Origin of the sequence: Mesorhizobium sp. NZP2234 (genome assembly GCF_013170765.1) — a bacterium.
In the GTDB taxonomy this organism is placed as follows: domain Bacteria; phylum Pseudomonadota; class Alphaproteobacteria; order Rhizobiales; family Rhizobiaceae; genus Mesorhizobium; species Mesorhizobium loti_D.
Genome location: NZ_CP033364.1, coordinates 4,154,546 through 4,180,183, shown reverse-complemented (window position 1 = coordinate 4,180,183; position 25,638 = coordinate 4,154,546). Strand labels below are relative to the sequence as shown.

At 62.2% G+C, this 25,638-nt stretch carries 24 protein-coding genes and 1 tRNA gene; 12 read left to right on the top strand and 13 right to left on the bottom strand.

Features of this window, described 5'->3' with window-relative positions:
* Position 1: 1 nt before the first annotated feature.
* The 7 genes from EB230_RS20600 to EB230_RS20570 form a co-directional block, all read right to left on the bottom strand.
* Positions 2 to 922 (bottom strand): ABC transporter permease, encoded by a 921-nt coding sequence (locus tag EB230_RS20600; RefSeq protein ID WP_172373785.1) that lies wholly within the window; start codon positions 920 to 922, stop codon positions 2 to 4.
* Entirely contained in the window at positions 922 to 2,052 is a 1,131-nt protein-coding gene (locus EB230_RS20595) for an ABC transporter permease (protein WP_172373783.1), read from the bottom strand. Before EB230_RS20595 ends, EB230_RS20600 begins: the two co-directional genes overlap by 1 nt.
* Positions 2,049 to 3,626: an ABC transporter ATP-binding protein gene (locus EB230_RS20590; protein ID WP_056577274.1), complete on the bottom strand. Its 1,578-nt coding sequence runs from the start codon at positions 3,624 to 3,626 to the stop codon at positions 2,049 to 2,051. The genes EB230_RS20595 and EB230_RS20590 overlap by 4 nt, the downstream gene beginning before the upstream one ends.
* 133 nt (positions 3,627 to 3,759) lie before the next feature.
* Entirely contained in the window at positions 3,760 to 4,737 is a 978-nt protein-coding gene (locus EB230_RS20585) for a quinone oxidoreductase (RefSeq protein WP_172373781.1), read from the bottom strand.
* Positions 4,738 to 4,759: 22 nt separating this feature from the next.
* A complete protein-coding gene (gene pcsA / locus EB230_RS20580) occupies positions 4,760 to 5,578 on the bottom strand; it encodes a phosphatidylcholine synthase (RefSeq protein ID WP_056577267.1) in 819 nt (272 codons plus the stop codon).
* Positions 5,575 to 6,189, bottom strand: coding sequence for a DUF1326 domain-containing protein (locus EB230_RS20575; protein WP_056577265.1), 615 nt, complete (start codon positions 6,187 to 6,189; stop codon positions 5,575 to 5,577). The genes pcsA and EB230_RS20575 overlap by 4 nt, the downstream gene beginning before the upstream one ends.
* On the bottom strand, positions 6,186 to 7,133 hold the full coding sequence (locus EB230_RS20570; protein WP_172373779.1) for a DUF2182 domain-containing protein: 948 nt from the start codon (positions 7,131 to 7,133) through the stop codon (positions 6,186 to 6,188). Before EB230_RS20570 ends, EB230_RS20575 begins: the two co-directional genes overlap by 4 nt.
* Positions 7,134 to 7,203: 70 nt before the next feature.
* On the opposite strand from EB230_RS20570, the gene EB230_RS20565 reads away from it, so the two are divergent.
* Positions 7,204 to 8,418 (top strand): UbiH/UbiF family hydroxylase, encoded by a 1,215-nt coding sequence (locus EB230_RS20565; protein WP_172373777.1) that lies wholly within the window; start codon positions 7,204 to 7,206, stop codon positions 8,416 to 8,418.
* 148 nt (positions 8,419 to 8,566) lie between these two features.
* Positions 8,567 to 8,890, top strand: a complete 324-nt coding sequence (gene hspQ / locus EB230_RS20560; protein WP_056577259.1) for a heat shock protein HspQ — start codon at positions 8,567 to 8,569, stop codon at positions 8,888 to 8,890.
* Positions 8,891 to 8,998: 108 nt separating this feature from the next.
* On the opposite strand, the gene EB230_RS20555 is transcribed toward hspQ, so the two are convergent.
* Positions 8,999 to 9,628 (bottom strand): invasion associated locus B family protein, encoded by a 630-nt coding sequence (locus EB230_RS20555; protein ID WP_056577459.1) that lies wholly within the window; start codon positions 9,626 to 9,628, stop codon positions 8,999 to 9,001.
* A gap of 233 nt (positions 9,629 to 9,861) precedes the next feature.
* Here EB230_RS20555 and EB230_RS20550 point away from each other — a divergent pair, with 233 nt between their 5' ends.
* The 4 genes from EB230_RS20550 to mgtE all read left to right on the top strand — a co-directional run bounded on the left by EB230_RS20550 (position 9,862) and on the right by mgtE (position 16,397).
* Positions 9,862 to 11,679, top strand: coding sequence for an extracellular solute-binding protein (locus EB230_RS20550; protein WP_056577256.1), 1,818 nt, complete (start codon positions 9,862 to 9,864; stop codon positions 11,677 to 11,679).
* Positions 11,680 to 11,695: 16 nt separating this feature from the next.
* The gene (locus EB230_RS20545; protein ID WP_172373775.1) at positions 11,696 to 12,376 is read left to right on the top strand and encodes a DsbA family protein; all 681 of its coding nucleotides are present in this window, start codon (positions 11,696 to 11,698) and stop codon (positions 12,374 to 12,376) included.
* A 492-nt stretch (positions 12,377 to 12,868) separates the two neighbouring features.
* Entirely contained in the window at positions 12,869 to 14,761 is a 1,893-nt protein-coding gene (locus EB230_RS20540; protein ID WP_056577250.1) for an ABC transporter ATP-binding protein/permease, read from the top strand.
* A 271-nt stretch (positions 14,762 to 15,032) separates the two neighbouring features.
* Positions 15,033 to 16,397: a magnesium transporter gene (mgtE, locus tag EB230_RS20535; RefSeq protein WP_056577247.1), complete on the top strand. Its 1,365-nt coding sequence runs from the start codon at positions 15,033 to 15,035 to the stop codon at positions 16,395 to 16,397.
* A 116-nt stretch (positions 16,398 to 16,513) separates the two neighbouring features.
* Here the strand turns inward: mgtE and gor are convergent, their stop codons facing one another.
* From gor to rpiA, 3 genes are all read right to left on the bottom strand, one after another.
* On the bottom strand, positions 16,514 to 17,902 hold the full coding sequence (gene gor / locus EB230_RS20530; protein ID WP_172373773.1) for a glutathione-disulfide reductase: 1,389 nt from the start codon (positions 17,900 to 17,902) through the stop codon (positions 16,514 to 16,516).
* A 120-nt stretch (positions 17,903 to 18,022) separates the two neighbouring features.
* Positions 18,023 to 18,625: a DUF2059 domain-containing protein gene (locus tag EB230_RS20525; protein ID WP_056577241.1), complete on the bottom strand. Its 603-nt coding sequence runs from the start codon at positions 18,623 to 18,625 to the stop codon at positions 18,023 to 18,025.
* On the bottom strand, positions 18,612 to 19,343 hold the full coding sequence (rpiA, locus tag EB230_RS20520) for a ribose-5-phosphate isomerase RpiA (RefSeq protein WP_056577240.1): 732 nt from the start codon (positions 19,341 to 19,343) through the stop codon (positions 18,612 to 18,614). The genes EB230_RS20525 and rpiA overlap by 14 nt, the downstream gene beginning before the upstream one ends.
* Before the next feature lie 210 nt (positions 19,344 to 19,553).
* Between rpiA and EB230_RS20515 the strand changes: the two genes are divergently transcribed.
* The 4 genes from EB230_RS20515 to EB230_RS20500 all read left to right on the top strand — a co-directional run bounded on the left by EB230_RS20515 (position 19,554) and on the right by EB230_RS20500 (position 21,565).
* A complete protein-coding gene (locus EB230_RS20515) occupies positions 19,554 to 20,237 on the top strand; it encodes a phosphoglycolate phosphatase (RefSeq protein WP_172373771.1) in 684 nt (227 codons plus the stop codon).
* Between the two features lie 139 nt (positions 20,238 to 20,376).
* Positions 20,377 to 20,451, top strand: a tRNA-Val gene (locus tag EB230_RS20510).
* A 150-nt stretch (positions 20,452 to 20,601) separates the two neighbouring features.
* Positions 20,602 to 20,859 carry a PepSY domain-containing protein gene (locus EB230_RS20505; protein ID WP_056577234.1) on the top strand — a complete coding sequence of 86 codons (258 nt, stop codon included), beginning with the start codon at positions 20,602 to 20,604 and terminating at the stop codon, positions 20,857 to 20,859.
* A 223-nt stretch (positions 20,860 to 21,082) separates the two neighbouring features.
* On the top strand, positions 21,083 to 21,565 hold the full coding sequence (locus EB230_RS20500) for a hypothetical protein (protein WP_056577231.1): 483 nt from the start codon (positions 21,083 to 21,085) through the stop codon (positions 21,563 to 21,565).
* Positions 21,566 to 21,569: 4 nt separating this feature from the next.
* Here EB230_RS20500 and EB230_RS20495 read toward each other — a convergent pair whose 3' ends face one another.
* Both EB230_RS20495 and EB230_RS20490 read right to left on the bottom strand, forming a co-directional pair.
* A complete protein-coding gene (locus tag EB230_RS20495) occupies positions 21,570 to 23,450 on the bottom strand; it encodes a murein L,D-transpeptidase (RefSeq protein ID WP_056577228.1) in 1,881 nt (626 codons plus the stop codon).
* Between the two features lie 210 nt (positions 23,451 to 23,660).
* A complete protein-coding gene (locus EB230_RS20490) occupies positions 23,661 to 24,407 on the bottom strand; it encodes a 3-oxoacyl-ACP reductase family protein (protein WP_056577456.1) in 747 nt (248 codons plus the stop codon).
* 99 nt (positions 24,408 to 24,506) lie between these two features.
* Between EB230_RS20490 and EB230_RS20485 the strand changes: the two genes are divergently transcribed.
* Together EB230_RS20485 and EB230_RS20480 are read left to right on the top strand one after the other, a co-directional pair.
* Entirely contained in the window at positions 24,507 to 25,121 is a 615-nt protein-coding gene (locus tag EB230_RS20485; RefSeq protein WP_056577225.1) for a TetR/AcrR family transcriptional regulator, read from the top strand.
* Positions 25,122 to 25,182: 61 nt separating this feature from the next.
* Positions 25,183 to 25,578: a rhodanese-like domain-containing protein gene (locus tag EB230_RS20480; protein WP_056577222.1), complete on the top strand. Its 396-nt coding sequence runs from the start codon at positions 25,183 to 25,185 to the stop codon at positions 25,576 to 25,578.
* Positions 25,579 to 25,638: the final 60 nt, after the last annotated feature.

Below are 25,638 nucleotides of genomic sequence, written 5' to 3'. Positions count from 1 at the left end.
GTCAACGATCCGGAACGAATGGCTGCCCCAGGGATGCCGGCGTGTTCATCATCGTCAGACGCTTGTTGCGCGAGATTAGAACGAGAACCACGACGGTTGCCAGATAGGGCAGAGAAGAAAGCATCTGCGAGGGCACGGGAATGCCAAAAGCCTGTGCATGAAGCTGGCCGATCCACACCGCGCCGAAGATGTAGGCGCCTGCCAGCACCCGCCACGGCCGCCACGAGGCGAACACCACGAGCGCCAGAGCGATCCAGCCGCGGCCCGCGGTCATGTTCTCGACCCATTGCGGCGTGTAGACCAGCGACAGATGGCCGCCGGCCAGACCCGCGCAGGCGCCGCCAAAGATGACCGAGAGATAGCGGTAGCGGATGACCTTGATGCCAAGCGCGTGCGCCGAAGCATGGCTGTCGCCGATAGAGCGGAGCGTCAGGCCTGTACGCGTCTTGAACAGGAACCACATGACGGCGGCGGTCAGCGCGATCGAGATGTAGAAGATCGGATCCTGGCCGAACAGCAACCTACCCACGACCGGGATCGAACTGAGGCCGGGAATGTCGAGATTGGGCAGCCTGACGCCAGGCTGGCCGACGAAGCTCGTTCCGATCATGCCGGAGAGGCCGAGGCCAAGCAGCGTCAGCGACAGGCCGGTCGCCACCTGATTGGTGGCCAGCGACAGCGTCATGACGGCGAACAGCAGCGAGAACAGCGCGCCCATGGCGATTGCCGCGAGAAGGCCGATCCAGGGCGATCCGGTCATGTAGCCGGCCCCGAAGCCGCCGACCGCGCCCATGATCATCATGCCTTCGACGCCGAGATTGAGCACGCCGGAGCGTTCGACCACCAGTTCGCCGATCGCCGCGATCAAAAGCGGCGTCGCCGCCGTGGCGATGGTCAGGAGGATGTTGACGGTGATGTCCATCAGCGGGCTTCCTTCAACTTCGGCGCGGCTTCGAGCGGTGCCGCGCCCTGCGGCTTCGTCAACGCCAGGCCGATCAGGCGGATGCGGTAGTGGATGAGCGTGTCGCAGCCGAGCACGAAGAACAGCAGCATGCCCTGGAACACCCTCGCCACCTTGTCTGAAATGCCAAGCGCGCTTTGCACCGCTTCACCGCCGAGATAGGTCAGCGCCAGAACCAGGCCCGCAGCGACGATCCCGAGCGGGTTGAGGCGGCCGAGGAACGCCACGATGATGGCCGTGAAGCCGTAGCCGGGAGAAATCACCGGCTGCAATTGCCCGATGGCGCCGGAGACTTCCGAGATGCCGGCAAGGCCGGCCAGTGCGCCCGACAGCAGGAAGGCGAAGAACACCATGCGGCTGAGACCGAAGCCGGCGAAGCGCCCTGCCCTCGGGCTGGAGCCCAGCACGCGGACCTCAAAGCCCTTGAGCATGCGGCCCATGAGGATCCAGATCAGCACCGCCGCAACCAGCGCGAAGACAAAACCCCAGTTGGCGCGTCCGGCGTCCGGCATCAGTTCCGGCAGGACTGCCGAATCGCCGAACTGGATCGTCTGCGGGAAACCATGGCCCTGCGGATCGCGCCATGGGCCGCGCACCAGCCAGTCGAGGAAGAGTTGGGCGACATAGACCAGCATCAGGCTGGTCAGGATCTCGTTGGTGTTGAACCGGGTCTTGAGCAAGGCCGGGATCGCCGCATAGGCGGCACCGCCGAGCATGCCGAGCAGAAGCATCAGCGGCAGCACCAGCGGGCCTTCGAACTGAGGAAACAGGACCGGAATGGCCGAGCCGAAGATGGCGCCGAAAATGAACTGGCCTTCGGCGCCGATGTTCCAGATGTTGGCCTTGTAGCAGACCGACAGGCCGACCGCGATCAGGATCAGCGGCGCCGCCTTGATCGCCAGCTCATGCAATTGCCAGACCTGACTGATCGGCTCGATGAAGTAGATCCGGAACGCCGTCAGCGGATTGACGCCGAGCAGAGCGAACATGATGGCGCCGGCGATAATGGTGAGCGCGAAGGCGATGAAGGGTGACAGCATCGAAAACAGCGCCGAGCGCTGCGGGCGTTTGACGAGTTCAAGGCGCATCATGCCGTCTCCAGCGTATGTTCGGCGTGGCCCGGCTCGGCGCCGCCCATCAGCAGGCCGACCTTCTCGAAGGTCGCCTCCGCGATCGGCATCGGCTTGGACAATTCGCCATTGTGCATGACCGCGATCGCGTCCGATATCTCGAACAATTCGTCGAGATCCTGGCTGATCACCAGAACCGCCGAGCCGCTGCGCGACAGCTCGATCAAGGCCTGCCGGATATGGGCGGCCGCACCGGCGTCGACGCCCCAGGTCGGCTGGTTGACCACCATGACGCTTGGGCGGCGGTCGAGTTCGCGGCCGACGATGAATTTTTGCAGATTGCCGCCCGAAAGTGCGGCCGCTTCCGGATCCGGCGCGCTCTTGCGCACATCCATCGCCACGATGATGCGTTGCGCGGCAGCGTAGACGGCGCCGCTTTTGACCATTCCGCCAGCGCCGACAAACGCTGTGCCGTCGGTCGCGTGGCGCGACAGCAAAAGGTTTTCCGAGAGTTTCATGCGCGGCGCGGCACCATGGCCGAGGCGCTCCTCCGGTACGAAGGCGGCACCGAGCAGGCGCCGTCCGGTGATGGTGAGACCACCTGCATCCTTGCCCCGGATACGCACCGAGGCGGCATCCTGCTGCAACACCTCGCCGGAAACGGATTCGAAAAACTCGCCCTGGCCGTTGCCGGCAACACCGGCAATGCCGATCACCTCGCCGGCGCGGACATTCAGGCTGATGTTCTTGAGCGGAATCGAAAACGGCGTCGCCGGTTTGCGGCTGAGGCGGCGGATTTCGAGCAGCGGATCTGCGGTTTCGATCCCCTCGACCGGCGCGCGCACCACGGCCTGCACCTCGTTGCCGACCATCATGCGGGCGAGCGAGGCGGCTGTCTCCTCGCGCGGATTGCAGTGACCGACCACCTTGCCATGCCGCAACACGGTGGCGCGGTCGCAGATCCGTTTGACCTCTTCCAGCCGATGGGAAATGTAGAGGATCGATTTGCCTTCCGCGCGCAGCCGCTCCAGCGTCTCGAACAGCTTGTCGGCTTCCTGCGGCGTCAGCACCGAGGTCGGCTCGTCAAGGATGATGAGCTGCGGCGTCTGCAGCAGGCAGCGGATGATTTCGATACGCTGGCGTTCGCCGACCGACAGGTCGCCGACCAGCGAATCCGGATCGAGCGGCAGGCCGTAGCTGTAGGAAAGCGCCCTCGCCTTCGCGGCGATGCTGCTGATCGGCGAGCCGTCATCGAGCGACAGCGCGATGTTCTCGGCCGCGGTCAGCGCCTCGAACAGCGAAAAGTGCTGGAACACCATGCCGATGCCGAGCTTCTTGGCGGCACCCGGGCTGGTGATGCGCACCGCCTGGCCGTTCCAGAAAATCTCGCCGGAATTGGGCTCCAGCGAGCCGAACAGCATCTTGACCAGCGTCGACTTGCCGGCGCCATTCTCGCCAAGCAGCGCGTGGATTTCACCCTTGGCGATGTTGAGATCGACATGATCGCACGCGGTCAGCGTGCCGAATATCTTGGTCAGGCCACGAACCTCAAGCAGGTTCGCCCCGTCATGATCTGCACTCACAGTGCCTCCCATCTGGTTCGCCAGATATGTTCTGTGTTCCCGCAAGCATGGTAGGCGCCGCCGGCTCTCAACGCAAAGCGGCACGCGTCTTGAAAGAGCTTCAAGAATTTCAGCGGAAATTCAAGGGATAACAAGGCAGGCGTGACTAAGGAACGAGAATAGTCGTCCCCGTTGTCCTGCGGCCTTCGAGATCCGAATGTGCTTTGCCCGCATCCTTCAGCGCATAGCGCTGGTTGATCTTGATCTCGACGGCGCCGCTGAGAACCACGTCGAACAGCGCGGCTGCGGAGGCATCGAGGTCCTCGCGTTTTGCGTTGTAGACGAACAGCGTCGGCCTTGTGGCGAACAACGAGCCCTTCTGCGCCAAGAGCGACATGGAAAATGGCGGGATCGGTCCCGACGACTGGCCAAAACTGACGAACATGCCGAGCGGCCTCAGGCAGTCGAGCGAAGCCGGGAATGTGTCGTTGCCCACCGAATCGTAGACGACGTCGCATTTCCTGCCGCCGGTGATGGCGGCGACGCCGGCGACGAAATCCTGCTCCTTGTAGTTGATGACATGGTCGAAGCCGTGCGCCTTGGCGAGCTCGATCTTGTCGGTCGAGCTTGCCGTGCCGATCACGGTCGCGCCGAGATGTTTCGCCCATTGGCCGAGAATGAGCCCGACGCCGCCGGCCGCGGCATGGAACAGGATCGTGTCACCCGCTTTCACGTTGAAGGTCCGGCGCAGCAAATATTCGGCAGTCATGCCCTTCAGCATCATCGCGGCGGCCTGTTCGTCGCTGATACCATCCGGAATCTTGACGACCCGGCTGGCATCGATGACGCGTTCTTCGGCATAAGCTCCTGTCGTCACGGCATAGGCGATCCGGTCGCCGGGCTTCAGCCAATCGACGTCCTGCCCTACCTCCAGCACCACGCCGGCGGCCTCGCTGCCCGGAACAAGCGGAAAACCTCCGGGCGGCGGATAAAGACCGGAGCGATGATAGACGTCGATGAAGTTGAGCCCGATGGCCGTATGCCTGACCAGGATCTGCCCGGAACCCGGCTGGCCGGGATCGACGTCCTCATAGGACAGAACTTCCGGACCGCCATGGGCGTGGATACGGATCGCTTTGGACATGGATTGGGATTCCTCTGGCTGGTCAGGCCTTCTTGGCACCGAGATTTGGAAAGAACTGCATGATGCCACCGATGCAGGCCAGATAAAGCCCTGTAACGGTAATGCCAATCTTGGTGAAAGTGCCTACCTGTTCGCCCAGCACGCCGATCTGATCGTAGAAGGCTGCGAGAGCCGCCTGCGCAAGCGCAAGCGCGCCGAAGGCGCACCACAAAAGGGTCATTGTGAGATTGATGCGCCGCAGCCGCACCACCCGCACCGGATGAATGAAATTGATCGGGATGAAGGTCAGGATGCCAGCCACCACCACGACAGCGAACGACACCCATTGCCCCGGTTCGATGACGAACAATGTGAACACCACCATGTTCCAGACCACGGGGAATCCCTTGAAGAAATTCTCCTTCGTCTTCATGCCGGTGTCGGCATAGTAGATCGCGCTGGAAACGACGATGATCGCGGCTGAAAGGAACGACAGGCCCTCGCCCATGAAGCCGCGCTGGTAGAGCGCGAAGGCCGGAATCAGCACATAGGTCACATAGTCGATAATGTTGTCGAGGAGTTCGCCCGACCAGGTCGGCAGGATTTCCTTGACCTCGAGCTTCCTGGCGATCGGCCCGTCGATGCCGTCGACGAACAGCGCCAGTCCCAGCCACCAGAACATTGCCGTCCAGCGCTCCTCGCTCGCCGCCACCAGCGACAGGAACGCAAGGAACGAGCCTGACGCGGTCAGCAGGTGGACGGAGAACGCCCTTGCCTGCGGCCAGGTGACCTTCTTCTTCGGTCGCGGAATCCGGTCCGCGATCTTCTTGGCGGCCTTTCTGGCCGTTGTGTTCTTGCTCACGGGCCCCGCCAATCCAGCTTGCAGATCTCGGCCGAGCGGCCAGCAAAATTCCAGTTGCGGCCAAAGGCGCGCATCTTGCTCTTGTCGGACCTCGCCACGATGATCTCCGGCGCGATCCAGTATTCGGAATTCGTGATCACCGTATCCTTCTCGCGATCCTTGCCGGCGATTGGCGTCACCGCGCCATCGATGATCTTCGGTATCTGGAAGATACGCGTCTTGTCCCGGGTCTCATAGGTGATCGGCGCCTGTTCCACACCCAGGAATTTTCCAACGAGGATCGACAGCAGCGACGTGGTCCCGCCCGCCTTGCCGGTGAAGATCTTCGTCAAGGCCTTGACCGCGTAAATCGAGGCGCGCTTGTCGATGAACAGGCCGGCGGTCCAGTTGCCTCGGCTCATATAGCCGGGGATTTCCATGATCAGCCCAAGGTTGAGGCCTGACAGGTCGACCTCGCCGAAATGACCGGCATCGATACGGAAACCCGCCCAGGTCTGGCAATAACCCTCGGTCGGAGGGTGACTGCCGAGCGACAGCACGCAAGGGCAAAAAACCGTGCAATTGCAGGAGAGTACGAGCTCTCCTTTCATTGCCCAGCCCTGATCTGTCATCGAATTTCCCCCACTGAAAGCGAGACTACTAGCAGCGCGGCTGCCCAGACAAGCAGTATCGCACCGGCCAGTCGGGTTGGAAGACTGCCCGTCATCTGTTTTTCAATCAGGGTGAATACGCCGATCAGCGCCATCCAGAAGATGTTCATCACGCCGACGGCGAACATCACCAGCATGAGCGCCCAGCAGCAGCCGAAACACCAGATGCCTTGCACGACACCGAGCCGGAAGACGCTGCCGGCTTTGGCGCTCCAGTTCGAAAACAGGATCGAGAACGGGTTGCGGCATTTCTTCAGGCAGGCCTCCTTGAGGCCGCTGAACTGATAGAGGCCGGCAATCAGCAACGCGAGCGCGCCGGCAATCCCAAGCACTGGATCGTAGATCTCGCTGGATGCGGCGACTGTGTGCACGCTGAGCGTCAGTGCCGAGAACAGGGCCGAGGCAGCGAGCCAGACGCCGAGATAGCCGGCAACCAGCACCAGAGGATGAACGACCGGCTCGCCCTTGATCCGGGCTGTATCGGCGATCTCGCAATAGGTCCTTATCATCGGGGCAGCGGACGGCAGCATGGCGGCGATCGCCATCAGGAACCACATGACGACGAGCGCAACGGCACGCAAGCCGATGCTTGCGTCCAGCGGCGCCGGCGATAGGCAAAGCGCGAAGAACCGCTCCAGGAAATCGGGCAGCGGCAGTTGTGGCAAGTCGTGCAGGAGGGTGTCGCCGGGCGCTCTGCCTCGGACCTCGGCGCCGCGAATCGCCATCGCCCCGAGTAACAGCCAGGCGAATACGATGCCGGCGACGACGACGATGTTGACCGTCAAGCGCGGGTCGCGCGCGACATTTGCCATGGCGCGGCCGGCGCGGTCGAGATGGCTGAAATCGTCCTGGTGGCCGGTCATGACACCCGAATGGGCCGAATCGCCGCGTTGATCAAGCGGCATGATCTGACCTATATGCCTATCGACTGGCAGGTCTGGTGGCCCGCCTCGCATCGTAAGCCGGAAGCCGACCTTGGAGCATCAGGAAACAGCGCGCATACTGATTGCCGGCACCGGGCCTGCGGGGCTGATTGCAGCGCTCGCTTTCGCCGATGCCGGCTTTCCGGTGACGCTTGTCGGGCCCGAGGCGTCGGCCCCCGATGGCCGCACCACGGCGCTGATGAACCCTGCCCTGAAAGTGCTTGAGCGGCTTGATCTCCTCGAAGACATCAAACCCATGGCCGCGCCGTTGAAGGTCATGCGCATCGTCGATGCGACCAGCCGGCTGATCCGTAGTCCCGTCGTCACCTTCCGCGCCGCCGAGATCGACGAGGAGCAGTTTGGACTGAACCTGCCCAACAGCGTCCTTGGCCCGGCGCTTGCCGCCAAGGTGGCCGCGCATTCCGGGATCGAATGGCGCAGGTCGATGGTCAACGCCTGGCATCTCGGCGCCGACAAGGCCCGCGCCGATCTCGCCGACGGCAGTGAGGTTGGCGCGTCGCTGGCGGTCGCCGCCGATGGACGCCAATCGCCCGCCCGCGAGGCGGCGGATATCTCGACTGCCGCACGCTCCTACCCGCAAGCCGCGCTCGTGCTCAATTTCAGCCACAGCCGAGACCATGCCTTCACCTCGACGGAGTTCCACACCGAGACAGGCCCGTTCACCCAGGTTCCGCTGCCGGGCAATCGCTCAAGTCTCGTCTGGGTGGTCAAGCCCGAGACAGCCAAGGCACTTGCCGCCCTGGACAACGCAACGCTTTCAATGCGGGTCGAGCAGCAGATGCAGTCAATGCTGGGTCGGGTCACCGTGGAACCGGGCAGGCAGATCTATCCGCTTTCGACCGTGACGCCCCTGCGCTTCGCGCGAGAGAGGGTCGCACTTGTCGGCGAAGCCGCGCATGTGTTTCCGCCAATCGGTGCGCAAGGCCTCAATCTTGGCATCAGGGATATTGACGACCTGGTTGGTATTGCGAGCGAAAATCGTGAGGATCCCGGCGGGGCCAAGGCCCTCGCCGCCTACGATTTCAAGCGTCGCCCCGATATTCTGGCGCGCAGCGGTGCAGTCAATCTGCTCAACATGTCGCTGCTTTCCGACATGTTGCCGGCGCAGATCGCGCGGGGCGCTGGTCTGGGCGTGCTCGGCGGTTTTGCGCCGCTGCGCGCCTTCTTCATGCGCGAAGGGCTTCGTCCAGGCAGCGGCTTTGCAGCACTTGTGGGTGGCCTGCGAAAGCCGGCGCGGCAGCGGTAGCGATCTTGCGGACTTTATCGCGACATCGCGACATCAATCAAAACCTTTGCGCCGAATTCTGCGTAGCTTGAAGACGCTCAAACGCTTCGGGATTGAATTGACTCGGAGTCTGCGCCAAATAAAGTCAAGGAATTCAGTGGTGAGTACGATGAAAACGGCCAAATTCGCGATCGGACAGGTGGTTCGCCACCGGCTGTTTCCGTTTCGAGGCATCATTTTCGACGTCGATCCGCAATTCGCCAACACCGACGAATGGTACGAAGCCATCCCCGCCGACGTGCGGCCTCGCAAGGATCAGCCATTCTACCATCTGCTCGCCGAGAATTCGGAAACCGAATACATAGCCTATGTGTCCGAGCAGAATCTGCTCGAGGACCGGTCGGGCGAGCCCGTTCGCCACCCGCAGATCAAGGAGATGTTCGACAAGAAGCCGGATGGACGCTACGAGCCGAAACGGCAGTCCAGGCACTGACCTTCCGGCACTCCAGCCGTCCGCCGGGAAATCCAGGGGCGGGAACGAAAAAAAGCGGGGCATGGCCCCGCTTTTTCTTTGGCGCCGGTCTTGGCCGGATGCCGGTGATCAGTTGGCGGTCTTCGCCTTGTCCTGCTCGTCCTTGAGCTTCTTGGCGAAGTCCTGGTTGTTCTTGGCCACGAAGTCCTGGAGCTTCTTCTGCCGGTCCTCGATGTCCGACTGCTGCAGCGGCGGGCCGTCATAGGCACCGCTGAAGCCCTGCAGCGCGATCTTGATCGGGTTGGCCTGGTTCTGGAAATTGATCGAGGTCAGCGTGATACCCTGGCCTTTCTTGAACGAGGCGACGAGCTGGTCGGTCAGCGGCACTTCCGCCACGCAACGATCCGGGAAGCAGATGACATAGTCGAGCTTCTGCGTCTTGCCGGTGTCGATCTGCAGGCCGATGCCGGGAGGCACGAGGCGGCCGGTCGGCACCGTGACCTGGAATACCTTGCGGTTAACCTTGCCCTTGAGTTCGATCAGGCTGACACCGGTGACGAGCTGGCCGTTGCCGGCGGTGACGATGTTCTGGACGTTGCAGATATCGACGTCTTCCTGCTTGGTGCAGGCCTTGAACCAGCCCTGAGGTATCTGCTGCTGTTGCTGCGCGGAAGCCGCGGGAAGTCCTGCGCCCAGAAAGCCGATCACGCCAGCGGCCATGACCGACAGGCGGTACGCGTTGCTGTTCAGGCTCGTCATGTCGTGCATTTCCTCTCAAATGATCCCGGAACCGGCTTCTCTGCGCCGCGTGGTCCAGCTACCTGTTGCCGAAATGAGGCAACAGAATGACTTCGGACGGCGTGTTACACTGCAAGCGGTGCCGAATCCAGCCCGCTCACTTGTAATTCTTGATGACACCATTGGCCGGCACGCAGCTGCCTCATGCTAGGGTGCGCACCGAATCATCAAGCCGACCTGTTAAGGAGACGGTCATGGGCCGCGTTCTTGTTTGGCTGATCACCGCGATATCGTTTCTCACCCTGTCGCTGCCGGCGCTGTCGGAGCCAAGATACGCGATTGCCATGCAGGGCGAACCGGCCCTGCCGCCGGACTACGCGCATTTCAGCTACGTCAATCCCGACGCGCCGAAGGGCGGCAGCATCACCTATTGCGTCGTCGGCAGCTTCGACAACCTCAACCCTTTCATTCTGAAAAGCCTGCGTACGACCGCGCGCGGCATGATGGACACGATCTTCGGCAATCTGGTCTTCGAGCCGCTGATGCAGCGCAGCGCGGATGAGGCTTTCACGCTCTATGGGCTGCTCGCCGATACCGCCGACATGGACCCGGAGCGCAAGAGCATCGAATTCCATCTCAACCCGAAGGCCAAATGGTCGGACGGACAGCCGGTGACACCGGAAGACGTGCTGTTCACCTATGATGCCTTTACGCAAAAGGGCCGCCCACCCTACAGCGACCGCATGGCAAGGATCGCCAAGCTCGAAAAGACCGGCGACCACAGCGTGCGCTTCACTTTTAACGACAAGGCCGATCGCGAATTTCCCCTGATCATCGCGCTGACGCCGATCATCCCCAAGCATGCCTTTGACATGGACACATTCGACAGGACGACGCTGAAGCCGTTGATCGGCAGCGGACCCTACACGATCGCGCAGGTGACGCCCGGCCAGCGCATCGTCTTCAAGCGCAATCCGGACTACTGGGGCAAGGACGTACCCGCCAAGCGCGGCTTCGACAATTACGACCAGATCACCATCGAATATTTCCTCAATGCCAACGCCAAGCTCGAAGCCTTCAAGAAGGGCCTTTGCGCCATCGACGACGACGGTGATCCGGTGAAGCGCGAGCGCGATCTCGACTTTCCCGCCTTCCACAGGGGTGAGGTGGTTTCCGAAACTTTCGACACTGGCATCCCGCCTGTCGTGACCGGTTTCCTGTTCAACACCAGGCTGCCGAAATTCTCCAACCCGGTGGTTCGGCGCGCGCTCGGCATGCTTTACGATTTCGAATGGGCCAACAAGAACCTGTTCGGCGGCAAATACACGCGCACGATGAGCTACTGGCAGAATTCCGAGCTCTCCGCGCTTGGCCACCCGGCCGACGACAGGGAAAGGGCGTTGCTGGCCCCCTACCCCGGCCGCGTGCCGGCCGAAATCATGGACGGTACATGGAAACCGCCGGTCACCGACGGTTCAGGCCAGGACCGCAAGGTGCTTAAGGCCGCTTTCGATCTCCTGAAAAGCATCGGTTACCGCGTGCAGGACGGCATAATGCTCGATTCTGACGGCAAACCTTTCGGATTCGAGATCCTGACCGCTTCGCAGGACGAAGAACGCTTGGCCGGCATCTACCAGCGCACACTGGAAAAGATCGGCATCAACGTCAGCATCCGCAGCCTGGACGGCGACCAGATCCAGTCGCGCAAGCAACGTTTCGACTTCGAGGTGCTGGTCGGCTCGAGCGGCTTCAACAATTCCTTGTCCCCGGGCATCGAGCAGATCGGGCGTTGGTCGTCCACTGCGGCCAGGACCGAAGGATCGTTCAATCTTGCCGGTGTCGCCGACCCGGCAATCGATGCCGCGATCGACGCCATGCTGAACGCACACACCAAGGAGGACTATGTCGCCGCCGTTCGCGTTCTCGACCGGTTGCTGATCTCGGGCAACTATATGGTGCCGATGCAGTACAACACGCAGCAGTGGCTGGCGTACTGGAATTATCTGGAACATCCGCGGAAGACGCCCATATTCGGTTATCAGCTGCCGACATGGTGGCGCAAACCGAACTGAAAATCCGGAGATCGAGATGAGCGAAGCGAACGCCATAACCGTTGATGTGGTGTCGGACGTCGTCTGTCTGTGGTGCTTCATCGGTCAGAAGCGGCTGGACAAGGCGGTTGCCGCGGCCGGTGATGTAGATGTGCACATACGCTGGCGGCCGTTCCAGCTCGATCCGACCATTCCGCCGCAGGGCAAGGACCGCCGGGAGTATATGCTGGCCAAGTTCGGCAGCGACGAGCGCATTCGCGAGATCCATGCCCGCATCGAACCGCTTGGCGACGCCGAGGGCATTTCCTTTGCCTTCGATGCCATCAAGGTGGCGCCCAACACGCTGGATGCGCACCGCCTGATCCGCTGGGCTGGCGCCGCCAGTGAAGCGGTGCAGAACAGACTGGTCCGCCGCCTGTTCCAGCTGAATTTCGAGGAGGGCGTCAACATTGGCGACCATGCCGTGTTGGTCGAAGCCGCCCGCGAGGCCGGCATGGACGCATCCGTGGTGGCGACGCTCTTGCCGACCGACGCCGATGTCGAAGAGGTGCGCACCGAGATCGCCACGGCTTCGCGCATGGGCATATCAGGCGTGCCGTGTTTTCTGCTTGAAGGCAAATATGCCGTGATGGGCGCGCAGGACGTCGACACGCTGGCCGATGCCATCCGTGAGGTGGCGGCGGCCAAGGCCCGCGGCGAGCTGGACACAGTCGGCTGACCTGTCATTCCCTTCGCCTGCCGCGGAGACTTTTTCAGGTCATTGTTCGGCCTTTGGGACAGGGCCGTTGACACATTGTGACGGGCTGTTTTCCGGAATCTGGTTAGCCTGCAATGAAAAATCGGCAAATCCAACAAGCCAAAACAAGGTCACGAAATCGTGTGAATACCTTCCCCTGGGGAAGGTGTGTGTGCCACGTCATCGCACCCGGTAAACAAATGATATCATTATATTAAATCGCTTTTCAGCAGGCTTGCGCGCGACGTCCTGGAAACCCGCTCTGTTGCCTTGCCGACACGGCCGGCGCCCTTTATCCGGCCGCCCCTCTACAAAAATTAATGGAAAATGATCAATTGGTGTTACCATCCGTAACAAAACAAAAAAGGTTTGGGCGGGATCGTGATTCGGATCGGCAGACGATCGCAGGAGTCAGTACCGGATGGACTACACAGCGGCGCCACAGGGCCGTCGCATTTGACGCCGGTATCCTCGATGCGCAGTTTCTGGGGGCTGATGCGGGCCTACTGGCTGTCGGATCGGTGGAAAGAAGCCTGGACGCTGACCATCGTCATCGCGCTGTTGACCGCCCTATCCAGCAAGGCCAGCGTTTGGTTTGCCATGGCTTCCGGCGAATTGGTCAATTCGATTGCCTTTCTCCACGATGCCGCCAATACCCGCCCGCTTGAGACCATCCTGACCAATGCCGGCATATTGGTGTTGCTGGTCGTTCTCAAGGACGTCGGCTTTACCGGCGTGCGCAATCTCGTCTCCGCGACCTTGCACCGCAAATGGCGTGGCTGGCTGAACGGCAAGTTCAACCAGGCCTTGCTCGACGGCAATCATACCCATTTCCATGCACAGCATGGGTCCGTGGCCGGCGGCGCCGTCACGCCCGACAACATCGACCAGCGCATCCAGGAATCGATCAAGGACATGACCGGCGGCGCTATAGGTCTCGCTATGGGCGTGCTGGGCCTGGCAACTTCGCTCTATTTTATCGGTCAGAACCTGATCCAGTCGTCGGTGGAGGTCAAAGGCCTGGAGTTCCTGGGTAGCTATGGCAGCGCTGTCCTCGCGCTTCTGGCTGTTGCCACTTACGTGCCGCTCAACACCTGGATCGCCGTCAAGCTCGGCAGCCTGCTGGAACGACTTAATATCCGCATGCAGAAAGCCGAGGGCAGCTATCGCGGCGAGCTGACGACATTCCTGCGCCGCAGCTTCCATGTCGCCGCGTCGCACGGTGAGGACGTGCAGAAAATGATGCACGACCGTCTCTACATCGATATCGATCGCACGTGGGGCCGGCTGAATGTCGTCAACACCAGTTATATGTCGTTCGAACTGATCTACAATTTCGTCGGCGCCCGTATCGTGGCCTATGCGCCGGGGCTCGTGCCCTTCATCCACAGCCGCTTGGACTACAAGGGCTACATCACGGGCTCGGAAATGGTCGCCCAACTTATCAGCCAGTGTTCGTGGTTCATCCATGTCATGCCTGCCATCGCCACGCTGCGTGCCAACAGCCAGCGTGTCACCGAATTGGCGAGAGCCATCGAGAACGTCCAGCACCCGCAGGAATTCTACAGCCAGACCGGCCGCTCGGACTTCCACTATGCCAGCCAGAATCCGGTTTTCGGCCTGACCATCCAGAAACTCGAATTGGCGCATCAGGGCGAGGATGCGACGCCGTTCCTCAGCGCCGCGAACCTGCGCTTCCGGCGCGGCGAGTGGACGTTCCTGAAAGGTGAATCCGGCTGCGGCAAGACCTCGTTGATAAAGGCGATCAACGGCCTCTGGCCCTATGGCCGCGGCACCATCGTCTTCCCCGACGGAGTGAAGAGTTTCTATGCCGCCCAGGAGGTCAAGCTGCAGCAGGTGTCGCTGAAACAGCTGGTCTGCCTGCCGGGCTCCGAACACGACCACGGCGATGCTCAAGTCGCGTCGGCGCTGCACAAGGCTGGCCTTGGTGACTTCATCGAACACATGGCCAATGAAAACCGCGAGGGCAAAAGCTGGGATCAGGTCCTGTCGGGCGGCCAGAAACAGAAGCTGGTGGTGGCCCGCATCATCCTGCAGCAGCCGGGCCTCCTGTTCCTCGACGAGGCGACCGGTGCGCTCGACCCGGAGGGCAAGATTGCCTTCCACCAGGCGATCAAGGACAATTGCCCCGATGTCACGGTGATCAGCGTCATGCATGAGGCGGTAGCGCCCAGATCGGCTGCCGGCACCGAGTTCTACCACTCGCTCGTCATGATCGCCGACGGTGTCGCCACCAAGAAGCCGCTGGTTCCGACCCTGCCCGTCGAACTCACCACGATCCTGGCCCAGCCGCGGGCGGTCGAAGACAAATGGTTGCGTTTCTCGCGTCGGCTGAAACAGAAATAACGATGCATTCACTTCGACTTGCCGGACAAAACGGCAGTCGGCGATCACAGTGTCGCGATCGGAGCGATCAGGCACCGTTTTCCATCGTCACCGCGATTGACTCGGCAAGGCGCGCTCCTATGTTGCGCCGGCTTGCTGATAGTCAAACGCGAACCCGCAAGCAGAAAGGTCACCGCGCCATGCCTGGCGACAGTATTAGTCGAACGCAACCGCCGTCCGCCTAGACGTGACCTGAATGGTTCATGTCCTGCCGGACGGCAAGGAGTGAGCCATGAACGATTTCTTCCCTGTAGCGGACGACGAGGCCGTCGCCATCGCCCGCATCCTTGCAAACGACCATGTCGCCGACGTGGTCGAGGCTCTCAACCATGAATCGCGTGAAACCGCGACGGAACTGCTTTGCGCCGTACCCTTCGAGCGGCTGGTCGAGATTTTCGATCAGCCCGAACTCGAGAGTGCGCCTGAACTCGCGGAGGCCCTGCCCCGCTCCAAGGCAAGCAAGCTGCTCACCGCCATGTCTGTCGACCGGGCGGCCGACATCCTGCGCGAGCTCGACGAGCCGGCACGCTCCGAACTGCTCGGCGCGCTGGCGCCGCCGTTGCGCGCGACGTTGCTTTCCATTCTGGGCTATCCCGAAGGCAGCGCCGCATCGATCATGACGACGGAGTTCGTCAGCGTTCCCTCGGACTGGACCGTCGGGCGCACGCTCGACTATATCCGCAAGGTCGAGCGGACGCGCGAAACCGTCTACGCGATCTACATCGTCGATCCGCAGACGCACCTTCTGGTGCGGTCGACCGGCTTGCGCCGGCTCATCACCGGTGAGCCGGACGATCCGATCCTGTCGGTGGCGCCGGACCGCATGCCGGTCACGGTCACACCGCTGACCGATCGCGAAAACCTGGCGCAGACGATCTCCAAATACGACCTGCTCGCCGTCCCGGTCGTCGACCATGGCAAGATTCTCGGCATCGTCACCATCGACGACATCATCGATACGATGATCGAGGAAACGACGGAGGACGTGCACCGCTTCGGCGGCATGGAGGCGCTCGACGAGCCCTACATGAAGATGAGCTTCCTCGCCATGATCCAGAAGCGGGCCGGCTGGCTCTGCGCCTTGTTCCTCAGCGAAATGCTCACCGCCAACGCCATGCAGAGCTACGAGAGCGAGTTGGAGAAGGCGATCGTGCTCACCCTTTTCATCCCGCTGATCATGAGTTCCGGCGGCAATTCCGGCTCGCAAGCGACCTCGCTGGTTATCCGCGCGCTAGCACTGCGCGAGATCGGCCTCGGCGACTGGTGGCGGGTTGCGCTGCGAGAATTGCCGACCGGCCTCGTGCTGGGATCGATCCTTGGCGTTGTCGGTGTCTGCCGTATCACGCTGTGGCAGTATTTCGGTTTCTACGATTACGGCCCGCACTGGCCGCTGATTGCAGCGACGGTTGGCACAGCGCTGGTCGGCATCGTCACCTTTGGCTCCCTCTCGGGGTCGATGCTGCCGTTCGCCCTGAAACGGATCGGGTTTGATCCCGCCAGCGCATCGGCGCCATTTGTCGCGACGCTGGTCGATGTCACCGGGCTGGTGATCTACTTCTCGGTGGCGCTCGTCATCCTGCGCGGCACCCTGCTCTAGCACTCCCTCCGCCGCTGGCCGTGGCCGCGCTGGTCGGAACCCCACCGTCAGATCCAATGCCTGGCGGTCACCGGGGTTGATTGCTCCCTCGACGGCCGCGCTTCCGGCGGGCGAAATCAGACGCGCTGGCCGTCCTGCACGCGGTAGGTTGGCTTGTACATGGTGACAAGCTCTTCCGCCGCGGTCGGGTGCACGGCCATTGTGCGATCGAAATCATCCTTGGTCAGACCGGCCTTCAGCGGGATGCCGAGCAGTTGCGCCATCTCGCCCGCATCCGGCCCAAGAATGTGGGCGCCAAGCACTTTGCGGGAAGTGCCGTCGACCACCAGCTTCATCAGCATCTTTTCGTCGCGGCCCGACAGCGTATGCCGCATCGGGCGGAAGCTGGCGCGGTAGATCTCGATATCCGCGAAACGCTTGACCGCCTCGTCTTCCGACAAGCCCACCGTACCGATTTCCGGTTGTGAGAAGACGGCGGTCGCGATCGTTTCGTGGTCGGGCGCGGTCGGGTTGTTCTTGAACGCCGTCTCCACGAAGCACATCGCTTCGTGGATCGCCACCGGCGTCAGCTGCACGCGGTTGGTGACGTCGCCGATCGCCCAGATATTGTCGACATTGGTGCGGGAATAATCGTCGACCTTGATCGCGCCGGTCGAGGTCATCTCGATGCCGACGCCTTCCAGGCCCATGTTCTCGGTGTTGGGGATGCGCCCGATAGCCAGCATGACCTGGTCCACCGTCAGTGTCTTGCCACTGGTCAGGAGGGCGTCGAGCCGGCCATCCGGCCGCTTGCGCACCTGTTCGGTCACCGAATGGCAGAGTATCTTTATCCCCTTCTTTTCCATCGTCTCGTGCAGGGTGTGACGCAGATCCATGTCGAAGCGGCTGAGTATCTCCTTGCCGCGATAGACCAGGGTTGTGTCGACGCCGAGGCCGTGGAAGATGTTGGCGAATTCGACAGCGATGTAGCCGCCGCCTTCGATCATGATCGCCTTCGGCAACGCCTTGAGATCGAAAGCCTCATTGGAGAAGATGCAGTGTTCGTGGCCGGGCAGCGCCGGATGCGCCGCAGGACGGCCACCGGTGGCGATCAGGATCTGGTCGGCGGTCACGGTGCGGTCCTCGCCCAGAAGATGGACCACGTGCGGATCGACGATCATCGCCCGCGAATGAAAGGTCTCGCCGCCGGCGCCCTCGACATTCCTCTTGTAGATCGCCTCCAGCCGGCTGATCTCGCGATCCTTGTTGGCGACCAGTGTCTGCCAGTTGAAACTGGCCTCTGGCACCGTCCAGCCATAGCCGGCCGCGTCGGCGAAATGCTCCGGAAATTGCGAGGCGTAGACATAGAGCTTCTTCGGCACGCACCCCCTGATGACGCAGGTGCCGCCGAAGCGGTATTCCTCGGCGATGCCGACGCGCTTGCCGAGTGCCGCCGCAACGCGTGCCGCCCTTACCCCGCCGGAGCCGCCGCCGATGACGAAGAGATCGTAATCATAACCGGCCATGAGGCAGCTCCTTGAACGTCGGAAAATGTGGGTGACAGGTAGGCCGCCAAAGGCCAAAAGAAAAGCCCGGACAAGCCGGGCTTCACAGATGGCCGCAAGGCCACATTTGAAAACGCGGGATCAGTTCTGCGTGCCGTCGGCAGGAGCCGAACCATCGGCGGGTGCGGCGCCATCCGCCGGAGCAGCCCCATCAGCGGGCGCCGGTGCAGCCGGCGCCTTGGCCTTGGCGGCCGCGGCCAGCGTTTCGCCGACCTGCTGGGCGAGATCGCGGGCCAGGCCGTTCTGCCAGATGTCGGCTGCCTTGACCAAATCACGCGTCACGGCCGGACCATTGTCGAGCAGCTTCTTGCCGGCCTCGGAGCCGTAGAAGGCCGCGATGTCGTTGAGATCTTTTTCGGAAAACACCTTCGCATAGGCAAGGGCCGCTTCCTTCTCGAGATCGGCGCGGCGCGAGGCCATCGCCAGTGCCTTCTCGTTGATGGTCTTGCCGATCAGCTCCTGCATGTCCGGGTTCTTCTGGATGAGCTGCGATTCGAGCGCGGCTGCCGCCTGCGGCAGGATATTGTCGAACGGATCGGTCGCATGGATCGCCGAGACCGCCGCCCGGGCCGCCTTCAGGTGCGATTCCGTGACGTCCTGCGAGAACGCCGGCGAGGAGAAGGCGAAAACGGCCGAGGCCGCCAGAACGACGCAAAGGCCGCGAACCCGGTTATGCAACATCATGATCGGTAGAACTCCCTGGTTTTCGGGCGGCATGGACGGTTTGGATGCCGTCGCCACCGGCGATGATGGCCGCTGACGCCAGCCCGATGAAAAGACCATGCTCGACCACGCCCGGAATGGCGTGGAGAGCATTCGAAAGCGCTCTTGTATCCGGAATGCGGCCAAAAGATGCATCGAGGATAAAATGGCCGCCGTCTGTAACAAAAGCCTGGCCTCCCGTCATCCTCAATGTAATCGGACCGGAAAGGCCGAGATTTGCAGCCGCCGCCGCTACCGCGATCTCGGTGGCGCGCAGGCCGAATTGGTTGACTTCGATCGGCAGCGGAAACCGGCCGAGCGTCTCGACCATCTTCGACCGGTCGGCGATGACGATCATGCGCTGCGAGGCCGCGGCCACGATCTTCTCGCGCAGCAGCGCGCCGCCCCCGCCCTTGATCAGGGTCAGCTCCGGGTCGACCTCGTCGGCGCCGTCGATGGTGAGGTCGAGCTCGGGCGTTTCCTCCAATGTCGACAGCGGCACGCCAAGCTCGCGGCACAATGCAGCGGTGCGCTCCGACGTCGGGACACCGATGACAGTCATGCCCGTCGCGACCTTGTCGGCGAGCAATCGTACGAACTCTTCGGCAGTGGTGCCGGTGCCGATGCCCAGACGCATGCCATCGCCGACATGGGCAAGAGCCGCCCGCGCGGCCTCGACCTTCAATTGCCTCGCATCCATGCTGCCTTGCCGTCCCGAAATGTGATGCATGTCGCCCAAAAGTAACCGTGGTTTTGGGAACCACATGCGACCCGCTTTAGTGTTTTGGGCTCCTAGCATTTTTGCCGGTCCGGTCAAAGCCCCTGGTGGCCATACCACCACCGCCCTGCTTGCCTTGACGCGCGCCAGCCTTTATCGCCTGCCAGTTGTACAAACCTGCGTGGACAGACAATGATTCGCCCGACAATCGTGTTCGACCTCGACGGCACGCTGATCGATACAGCACCGGACCTGCTCGACAGCCTCAACCACAGCCTGGCCGCCAGTGAGCTCGCGGCCGTCGACGAAGCCGGCTTCAAGCGCTTCGTCGGCCATGGCGGTCGCGTGATGATAGAGCGGGCGCACGCCGCGCAGCACCGCTCGCTCGATGTCACCGAGCATGACCGGCTGCTAAAACTGTTCCTCGATCATTATACCGACAACATTCCCGGCAAGTCCCGCCCCTACCCTGGTGTCATCGAGGCGATCGCACGCTTCGAGAAGGCGGGCTACCTCCTGGCTATCTGCACCAACAAATACCAGGCCAACTCGCTGGCGTTGATCGAAGCGCTCGGCCTGACCAGGCATTTCGCGGCCATCGCCGGGCAGGACACGTTCGCCTTCCGCAAGCCCGATCCGCGCCACCTGACCGAAACCATCCGGCTGGCCGGCGGCGATCCCCACCGCGCCTTGATGGTCGGCGATTCGCAGACCGACATCGACACCGCCAAGGCCGCCGGCATTCCTGTGGTGGCTGTCGATTTCGGCTACACCGACCGCCACGTCCGCGAATTCGAGCCCTCGGCGATAATTTCGCATTTCGATGCGCTGACCGTGGATCTGGCGGAAAGGCTGATCAGCGCCGCTGGACATTGAGCGGGCAGCGACCGGCATCCTGTCGGAACAGACCAGAAAGAGTGAAGAATCCGATCGCTGTGAGAATGCCAGACACCGCCTTGACTTAACCGGTTGGCCTCCCTTATATCGCGGCTCGCTTGGCCTTCGGGCAACGAGCGGGCGATTAGCTCAGCGGGAGAGCACACCCTTCACACGGGTGGGGTCGCAGGTTCAATCCCTGCATCGCCCACCATTTTCCCCGGAATGGTTTTTCAGTCTCAGCCCCCTGCTTCGACGCTCCGGCGAATTGCAGTCCGCAAGCGCGACCTGCCAAGCATCGCGGCCATCTGGAACCAACCACCACGCCAGCGAGTTTCCTTGCGTCGAAACTTGAGGGAAAACCATGTCCAGATTTATCGTGGCAACCAGCGTTGCCGTTCTTCTTGCTGCCGGTCCGGCTCTGGCCGCGGATGACAAGCCGCTGCCGCCACCCAATGCCAAGAAGCTTTCGGAGATCATCGCCAAGGTCGAGCAACGCGACGGCTTCCGCTATGTGAAGGAAGTCGATTGGGACAATGGCGCCTACACCGTCACCTACTACACGTCGGATAAGGCGAAGGTCGAAATCACCTACGATCCGGTGTCGGCCGAGCCTAAGTAGGAGTCGCGCCGGACACTCTCCATTCGACGGGCCTGCCGTTTTCTCCACGCGCCTTGATCGACGATCGGAGTGCCGCAAATTGTCTATCCTTGGAGTGCGTGTGGCGGCGCCTGATCGTCGTGCTTGGTGTTTGAGGAAAGCCTTGCATGCCGGCAAGGGCGCCTGCCCTTGCGCCGGATCGTCTTTGATGGCTGACTGAACCGGTTGACTGCGCCTTAGGGGGATGGGCATGGCGACGGCGAAGCACGTGATGAAGCGCATCCTGATGATGCTGGCCGGCTATCTCGTCGCGATACTGGTCGGCCTCGTCGCCGTGGTGGCTATCTATGCCGCGCTCAGTTCCTTGCCCAACGCGCCGGCGTATTTCGACGTCATGGGGGTTACACCGATCGCCGCCCTGGTGGTGCCGCCGCTTGGCATGTTCATCTATTTCCTGACGATTGTCGTGACCGCGCTGCAGACGCTGATCTTCGCGCTGATCGCGGAGTTCTTCTCGTTGCGCAATGTCCTGATGCACATGGTCTTCGGCGCCGCTGCCGCCGCGGGCGGCTTCTTCCTGATCTGGCCGAGTTCGGCGGAGGACATGGACCCGGAGCGATGGGCCGACATCGGCATCATCGCCGCCGCCGGCCTTGTCGCTGGCCTGATCTACTGGCTGATCGCCGGGCGGGAAGCGGGCTTCCGCCGCCCATTGTCGCAACTCTGAACGATCAGCTGGACGGCGAACGCACCGCCTCGGTCGCGTCCAGGGCCTGTTTCAGCCGCGAGTCGCGATCGTAGACATCGTCGAAATACTCGACCTTGCCGGACATGTCGGGCCACGCGGTGAAATAGGCGACGTAGACCGGGATCTTGCGCGTGACATCCTCGGTCGAATGTCCGTGCTTAAGCTTCTCGGCGACATAGTCGACCGAGGTGCCTAGCACAGCGGCTGCCATGCCGCGCGGGTCCTGCAGGCGCACGCAGCCATGGCTGAGCGCGCGCATGTCCTGCTTGAAGAATGATTTCTGCGGCGTGTCGTGCATGTAGATCGCGTGCTTGTTGGGGAACAGGATCTTCAGTTCGCCCAGGGCATTGGCCTCGCTCGGCTGCTGGCGCACGCTGTAGGGAATGTTGGCGCCATAGGCGCCCCAATTGACCGCGGACGACGGAATGCGCTTCCCGCGCGAGTCCGTCACCTCGTAGCCCGCCCGGTCGAGATAGCCGGGGTCACTGCGCAATCTGGGCAGCATCTCGTTGACGATGATCGACTGCGGCACGCCCCAATAGGGATGGAAATCGACCTGCTTGATCTGGTCGTAGAAGAACGCCGTCTGGTTGGTGACCCGGCCGACGACGGCGCGCGTCTTCAGCTTTTCCTCGCCATTGTCGATGTAGCTGGCGGTGAACGCGGGCTGGTTGATGAAGACACGCGGGCTGCCGAGATCGGAAGGCAGCCAGCGCAGCTCCTCCAGCGCCACCTGTACCTTGAGCAGCCTGTCGGCCTTCGAGGTACCGGCCAGCAAGGCGACGGTGCGCGGACCGATGACGCCGTCGCCCTTCATGCCTTCCTTGACCTGCACCGCCTTGATCAGCGGCACCAGTTCGGGGACGTAGACCTCGCTGGTCGCCAGCCGCGACAGGAGCTCGCCATAGGTGCCGCCCATGTCGTCATCGAGATTGCGCGCGATCAGCGACAGCAGCTTCGGCAGTTCGGGGCTGGTCTGCCCCGGCTTCAGCAGCAGCTTGGGGTCGACGACGATCTCGTTCTCGGCACTTGCCTGCAGGGATTCCAGCTCGACGCGCAGCGCCTGATATTCCGCATTCTGCGGATGCCGCGATTCGAGGTAAGTGCGCACTTCCTGCGTATGCGCCAAGGTCTTCAGTACGCCGACCATGTCGAGCGGCTTGGCCGGGAAATCATAATAGCCGGTCATCCGGTTGGGCTCGACACGGCCGCTCTGGGCATCATGGGCGTAGCGCAAGACGCGCGCCGAAAGCGCCATTTCGAAGCGCACCAGTTCCTTCAGCTTGGCTGCGTCGTCCACGGAAGCCGAATTCACGGCCGGTACGTCGACCGTATAGTCGGCTGGCGTCAAGCCATAGCTCGCGGCCTCGCCGAGCACCCGAACCGCATCCTGGGCTCGGTTGTTGAGGCTGGTTCCGCTCACCCAGATGAAGTCCGGATTGGCCGAATAGTATGCGATCAGCGCCTTGGCGATATCGGGCTCGGCATAGAGTTCGTAGTCGCTGAGACCTGCAATGGCATCGTGGAAAGCAGCTCCAGTGGCTGACGGAACGAACGCCGCGTCCTGCGGCGTTGCGGGCTGGGGTGCCGCCGACAGCGTCGAGAAGTCGACGCGCACCAGTCTATCGGCCTTGTAGGTGTAATAGGACGGGCTGCTGATCTTTACGCCGCCGCCAGCAGGAACTTTGGGCTTGGGTTTGTGCTTGGGCGGAGGCGGAAATTCCCCTTGCGGCTCATGCTTGACACCACCGCCGAACAGCATGTCGAAAAGCCCTTGCGCACCGGCTTGAGGCGCGCCCAGGGCGAGCGTTGCCGCGATCGCCATCAGCGGCATCGCGGTTGCTTTGTTTCCGAGGAATTTCATCAATCACCCGCTCCGGTCGCAACCGGTTCCCGTTCCGCACGCTAGACCGTCTCGCTCACCGCATGGCGGATGTAAGGCGCGACTATACTGATTCATACCGATTTCGTTAAGCTTTCATAAATTTCGGAAAGCCTGTTGCAGAACGGTTTCACAACATCGTGACGGCGGGAGCGAGGGTGTTTCAGCTCCCGCCTGGGAACTCCGCAAAACTCAGGCGTTGGCGCCGCCATCGATGGTCAATGCGGCGCCGGTCACGAAACGTCCTTCAGGGCCGGCAAGCCACGCGACCATGCCGGCGATGTCGTCGGCCTTGCCGAATCGCGGCATGGCCATCTTCTGGCGCTGGTGCTCGGCATGCGGTCCGTCCGCCGGGTTCATGTCGGTGTCGGTCGAGCCAGGGTGGACGACATTGGCGGTGATGCCGCGCGGACCGAGGTCGCGCGCCAGGGCCTTGGTCAACCCGACCAGCGCCGCCTTGCTGGCGGAATAGGCGCCGAGGCTGGTGTCGGTGACGCGTTCGGCGAGATTGCTGCCGATCGAGATGATCCGGCCGCCCTCGCCCATATGAGCCGCCGCGGCCTTCGAGGCGATGAACGGAGCTCTCAGGTTGACCGACATGGTCTCATCGAAATCGGCAAGCGACAGCGTATCGATGGGTGCCGCGCGCCAGATGCCGGCACTGTTGACCAGGATGTCGAGCCGGCCGAAGGCACCAACGGCCTGATCGACGGCTCTGTCTATCGCCACGGCATCCCGGTTGTCGGCCCTGATCGCAATGGCACGGCCGCCCTTGGCCTCTATATCGGCAACAACGGAGAGAGCCTGCTCCTCGCCGTTCACATAAGTCAGTGCGACGGCCGCGCCATCGGTGGCCAGGCGCCGTGCAATCGCCGCCCCGATGCCGCGGCTGCCACCCGTGACGAGGGCGGCCTTGTCGTTCAAATTGCTGGAAGACATGCGTTTCTCCATTTATGTATCGATCAATACATAAATGTCTGGCAGTCTTGCCCGGTTGCGTCAACTGATTTATGTATCGGTCAACACAGAAAAAGCGCCATGCCGGAAAGAGGCCGTCCCCGTACATTCGATCGAACCGCGGCCCTGCGGCGCGCGATGGAACTCTTTTGGGCCAAAGGCTACGAGGGCACTTCGATTGCCGAGCTGACCGCGACGATGGGCATCAATTCGCCCAGCCTCTATGCCGCCTTTGGCAGCAAGGAGGCGCTGTTCCTCGAAGCGACCGAATATTACACGCAAGCCGAAGGAACGGAAATCTGGGCCGCATTGGACCAGGCATCGACGGCATGCAAGGCGATCGAGAACTTCCTGCGGCAGACAGCCAAGGCTTATTCGCGGACCGATCGCCCGCAGGGCTGCCTGATTGCACTGGGTGCACTGCACGAGGACTCAAGCAGCGGCGCCATCTGCGCGGATTTGCGCCGGCGTCGCGCCGGAAACCTCACAGCCCTGCGCAAGCGCCTCGAGCGCGGCGTGGCCGAGGGCGAATTGCCGGCGAAATTCGATTGTCGTGCCGTGGCGACCTTCTTCGCCACGGTTCAGCATGGCATGTCGATCCAGGCGCGGGATGGTGCCTCGCGCGCCGCCCTGCTGGCGACCGTGGCCGGGGCGATGGCGGCGTGGAAGACGATGGCCGCAACCGAGGCGGCGTGACAAACGCAAGCTGGTGTGCTCGAAATTCGGACCTGCCACCAAGGGCCGGGAGGGGACGACGGTGAAAAAGGGTTATCGCGAACTGCTCGACGAGGCCAATGCCGAGATCGAAGTGGTTTCGCCTGAAGAAGCGGCGGGATTGCTCGAAGATGAGGGCACGATCTTCGTCGACTTGCGCGACCCTCGCGAGGTCGAACGTGATGGGAGAATACCCGGCGCCAAACATGTCACTCGTGGCATGCTGGAATTCTGGATCGATCCCGAGAGCCCTTATCACAAGCCGTTTTTCGCCTCGGGAAAGAGCTTTGTCTTCTTTTGTGCCGGCGGCTGGCGCTCGGCGCTCGCCACCAAGACCGCGCAGGACATGGGACTGACGCCGGTCAAGCACATCCTTGGCGGCTACACAGCCTGGAAGGCGGCCGGACTGCCGATCGAGCCCGGCGAGAAGAAGAAGTAGCCCAATGCATGTCGCTCAAAAGTGGTCCCGGGTTTGAGACAACGATATGCATGGAACGAG

Coding starts and splice junctions, on each gene's coding strand:
- gor (WP_172373773.1), bottom strand. CDS start 17,902: ATGGCCGGTTATGATTACGATCTCTTCGTCATCGGCGGCGGCTCCGGC.
- EB230_RS20485 (WP_056577225.1), top strand. CDS start 24,507: ATGCCGGAAAGAGGCCGTCCCCGTACATTCGATCGAACCGCGGCCCTG.
- EB230_RS20505 (WP_056577234.1), top strand. CDS start 20,602: ATGTCCAGATTTATCGTGGCAACCAGCGTTGCCGTTCTTCTTGCTGCC.
- EB230_RS20515 (WP_172373771.1), top strand. CDS start 19,554: ATGATTCGCCCGACAATCGTGTTCGACCTCGACGGCACGCTGATCGAT.
- EB230_RS20500 (WP_056577231.1), top strand. CDS start 21,083: ATGGGCATGGCGACGGCGAAGCACGTGATGAAGCGCATCCTGATGATG.
- EB230_RS20540 (WP_056577250.1), top strand. CDS start 12,869: ATGCGCAGTTTCTGGGGGCTGATGCGGGCCTACTGGCTGTCGGATCGG.
- EB230_RS20575 (WP_056577265.1), bottom strand. CDS start 6,189: ATGACAGATCAGGGCTGGGCAATGAAAGGAGAGCTCGTACTCTCCTGC.
- EB230_RS20550 (WP_056577256.1), top strand. CDS start 9,862: ATGGGCCGCGTTCTTGTTTGGCTGATCACCGCGATATCGTTTCTCACC.
- hspQ (WP_056577259.1), top strand. CDS start 8,567: ATGAAAACGGCCAAATTCGCGATCGGACAGGTGGTTCGCCACCGGCTG.
- rpiA (WP_056577240.1), bottom strand. CDS start 19,343: ATGGATGCGAGGCAATTGAAGGTCGAGGCCGCGCGGGCGGCTCTTGCC.
- EB230_RS20555 (WP_056577459.1), bottom strand. CDS start 9,628: ATGACGAGCCTGAACAGCAACGCGTACCGCCTGTCGGTCATGGCCGCT.
- EB230_RS20495 (WP_056577228.1), bottom strand. CDS start 23,450: ATGAAATTCCTCGGAAACAAAGCAACCGCGATGCCGCTGATGGCGATC.
- EB230_RS20600 (WP_172373785.1), bottom strand. CDS start 922: ATGGACATCACCGTCAACATCCTCCTGACCATCGCCACGGCGGCGACG.
- EB230_RS20490 (WP_056577456.1), bottom strand. CDS start 24,407: ATGTCTTCCAGCAATTTGAACGACAAGGCCGCCCTCGTCACGGGTGGC.
- mgtE (WP_056577247.1), top strand. CDS start 15,033: ATGAACGATTTCTTCCCTGTAGCGGACGACGAGGCCGTCGCCATCGCC.
- EB230_RS20525 (WP_056577241.1), bottom strand. CDS start 18,625: ATGATGTTGCATAACCGGGTTCGCGGCCTTTGCGTCGTTCTGGCGGCC.
- EB230_RS20585 (WP_172373781.1), bottom strand. CDS start 4,737: ATGTCCAAAGCGATCCGTATCCACGCCCATGGCGGTCCGGAAGTTCTG.
- EB230_RS20590 (WP_056577274.1), bottom strand. CDS start 3,626: ATGGGAGGCACTGTGAGTGCAGATCATGACGGGGCGAACCTGCTTGAG.
- EB230_RS20595 (WP_172373783.1), bottom strand. CDS start 2,052: ATGATGCGCCTTGAACTCGTCAAACGCCCGCAGCGCTCGGCGCTGTTT.
- EB230_RS20570 (WP_172373779.1), bottom strand. CDS start 7,133: ATGCCGCTTGATCAACGCGGCGATTCGGCCCATTCGGGTGTCATGACC.
- EB230_RS20545 (WP_172373775.1), top strand. CDS start 11,696: ATGAGCGAAGCGAACGCCATAACCGTTGATGTGGTGTCGGACGTCGTC.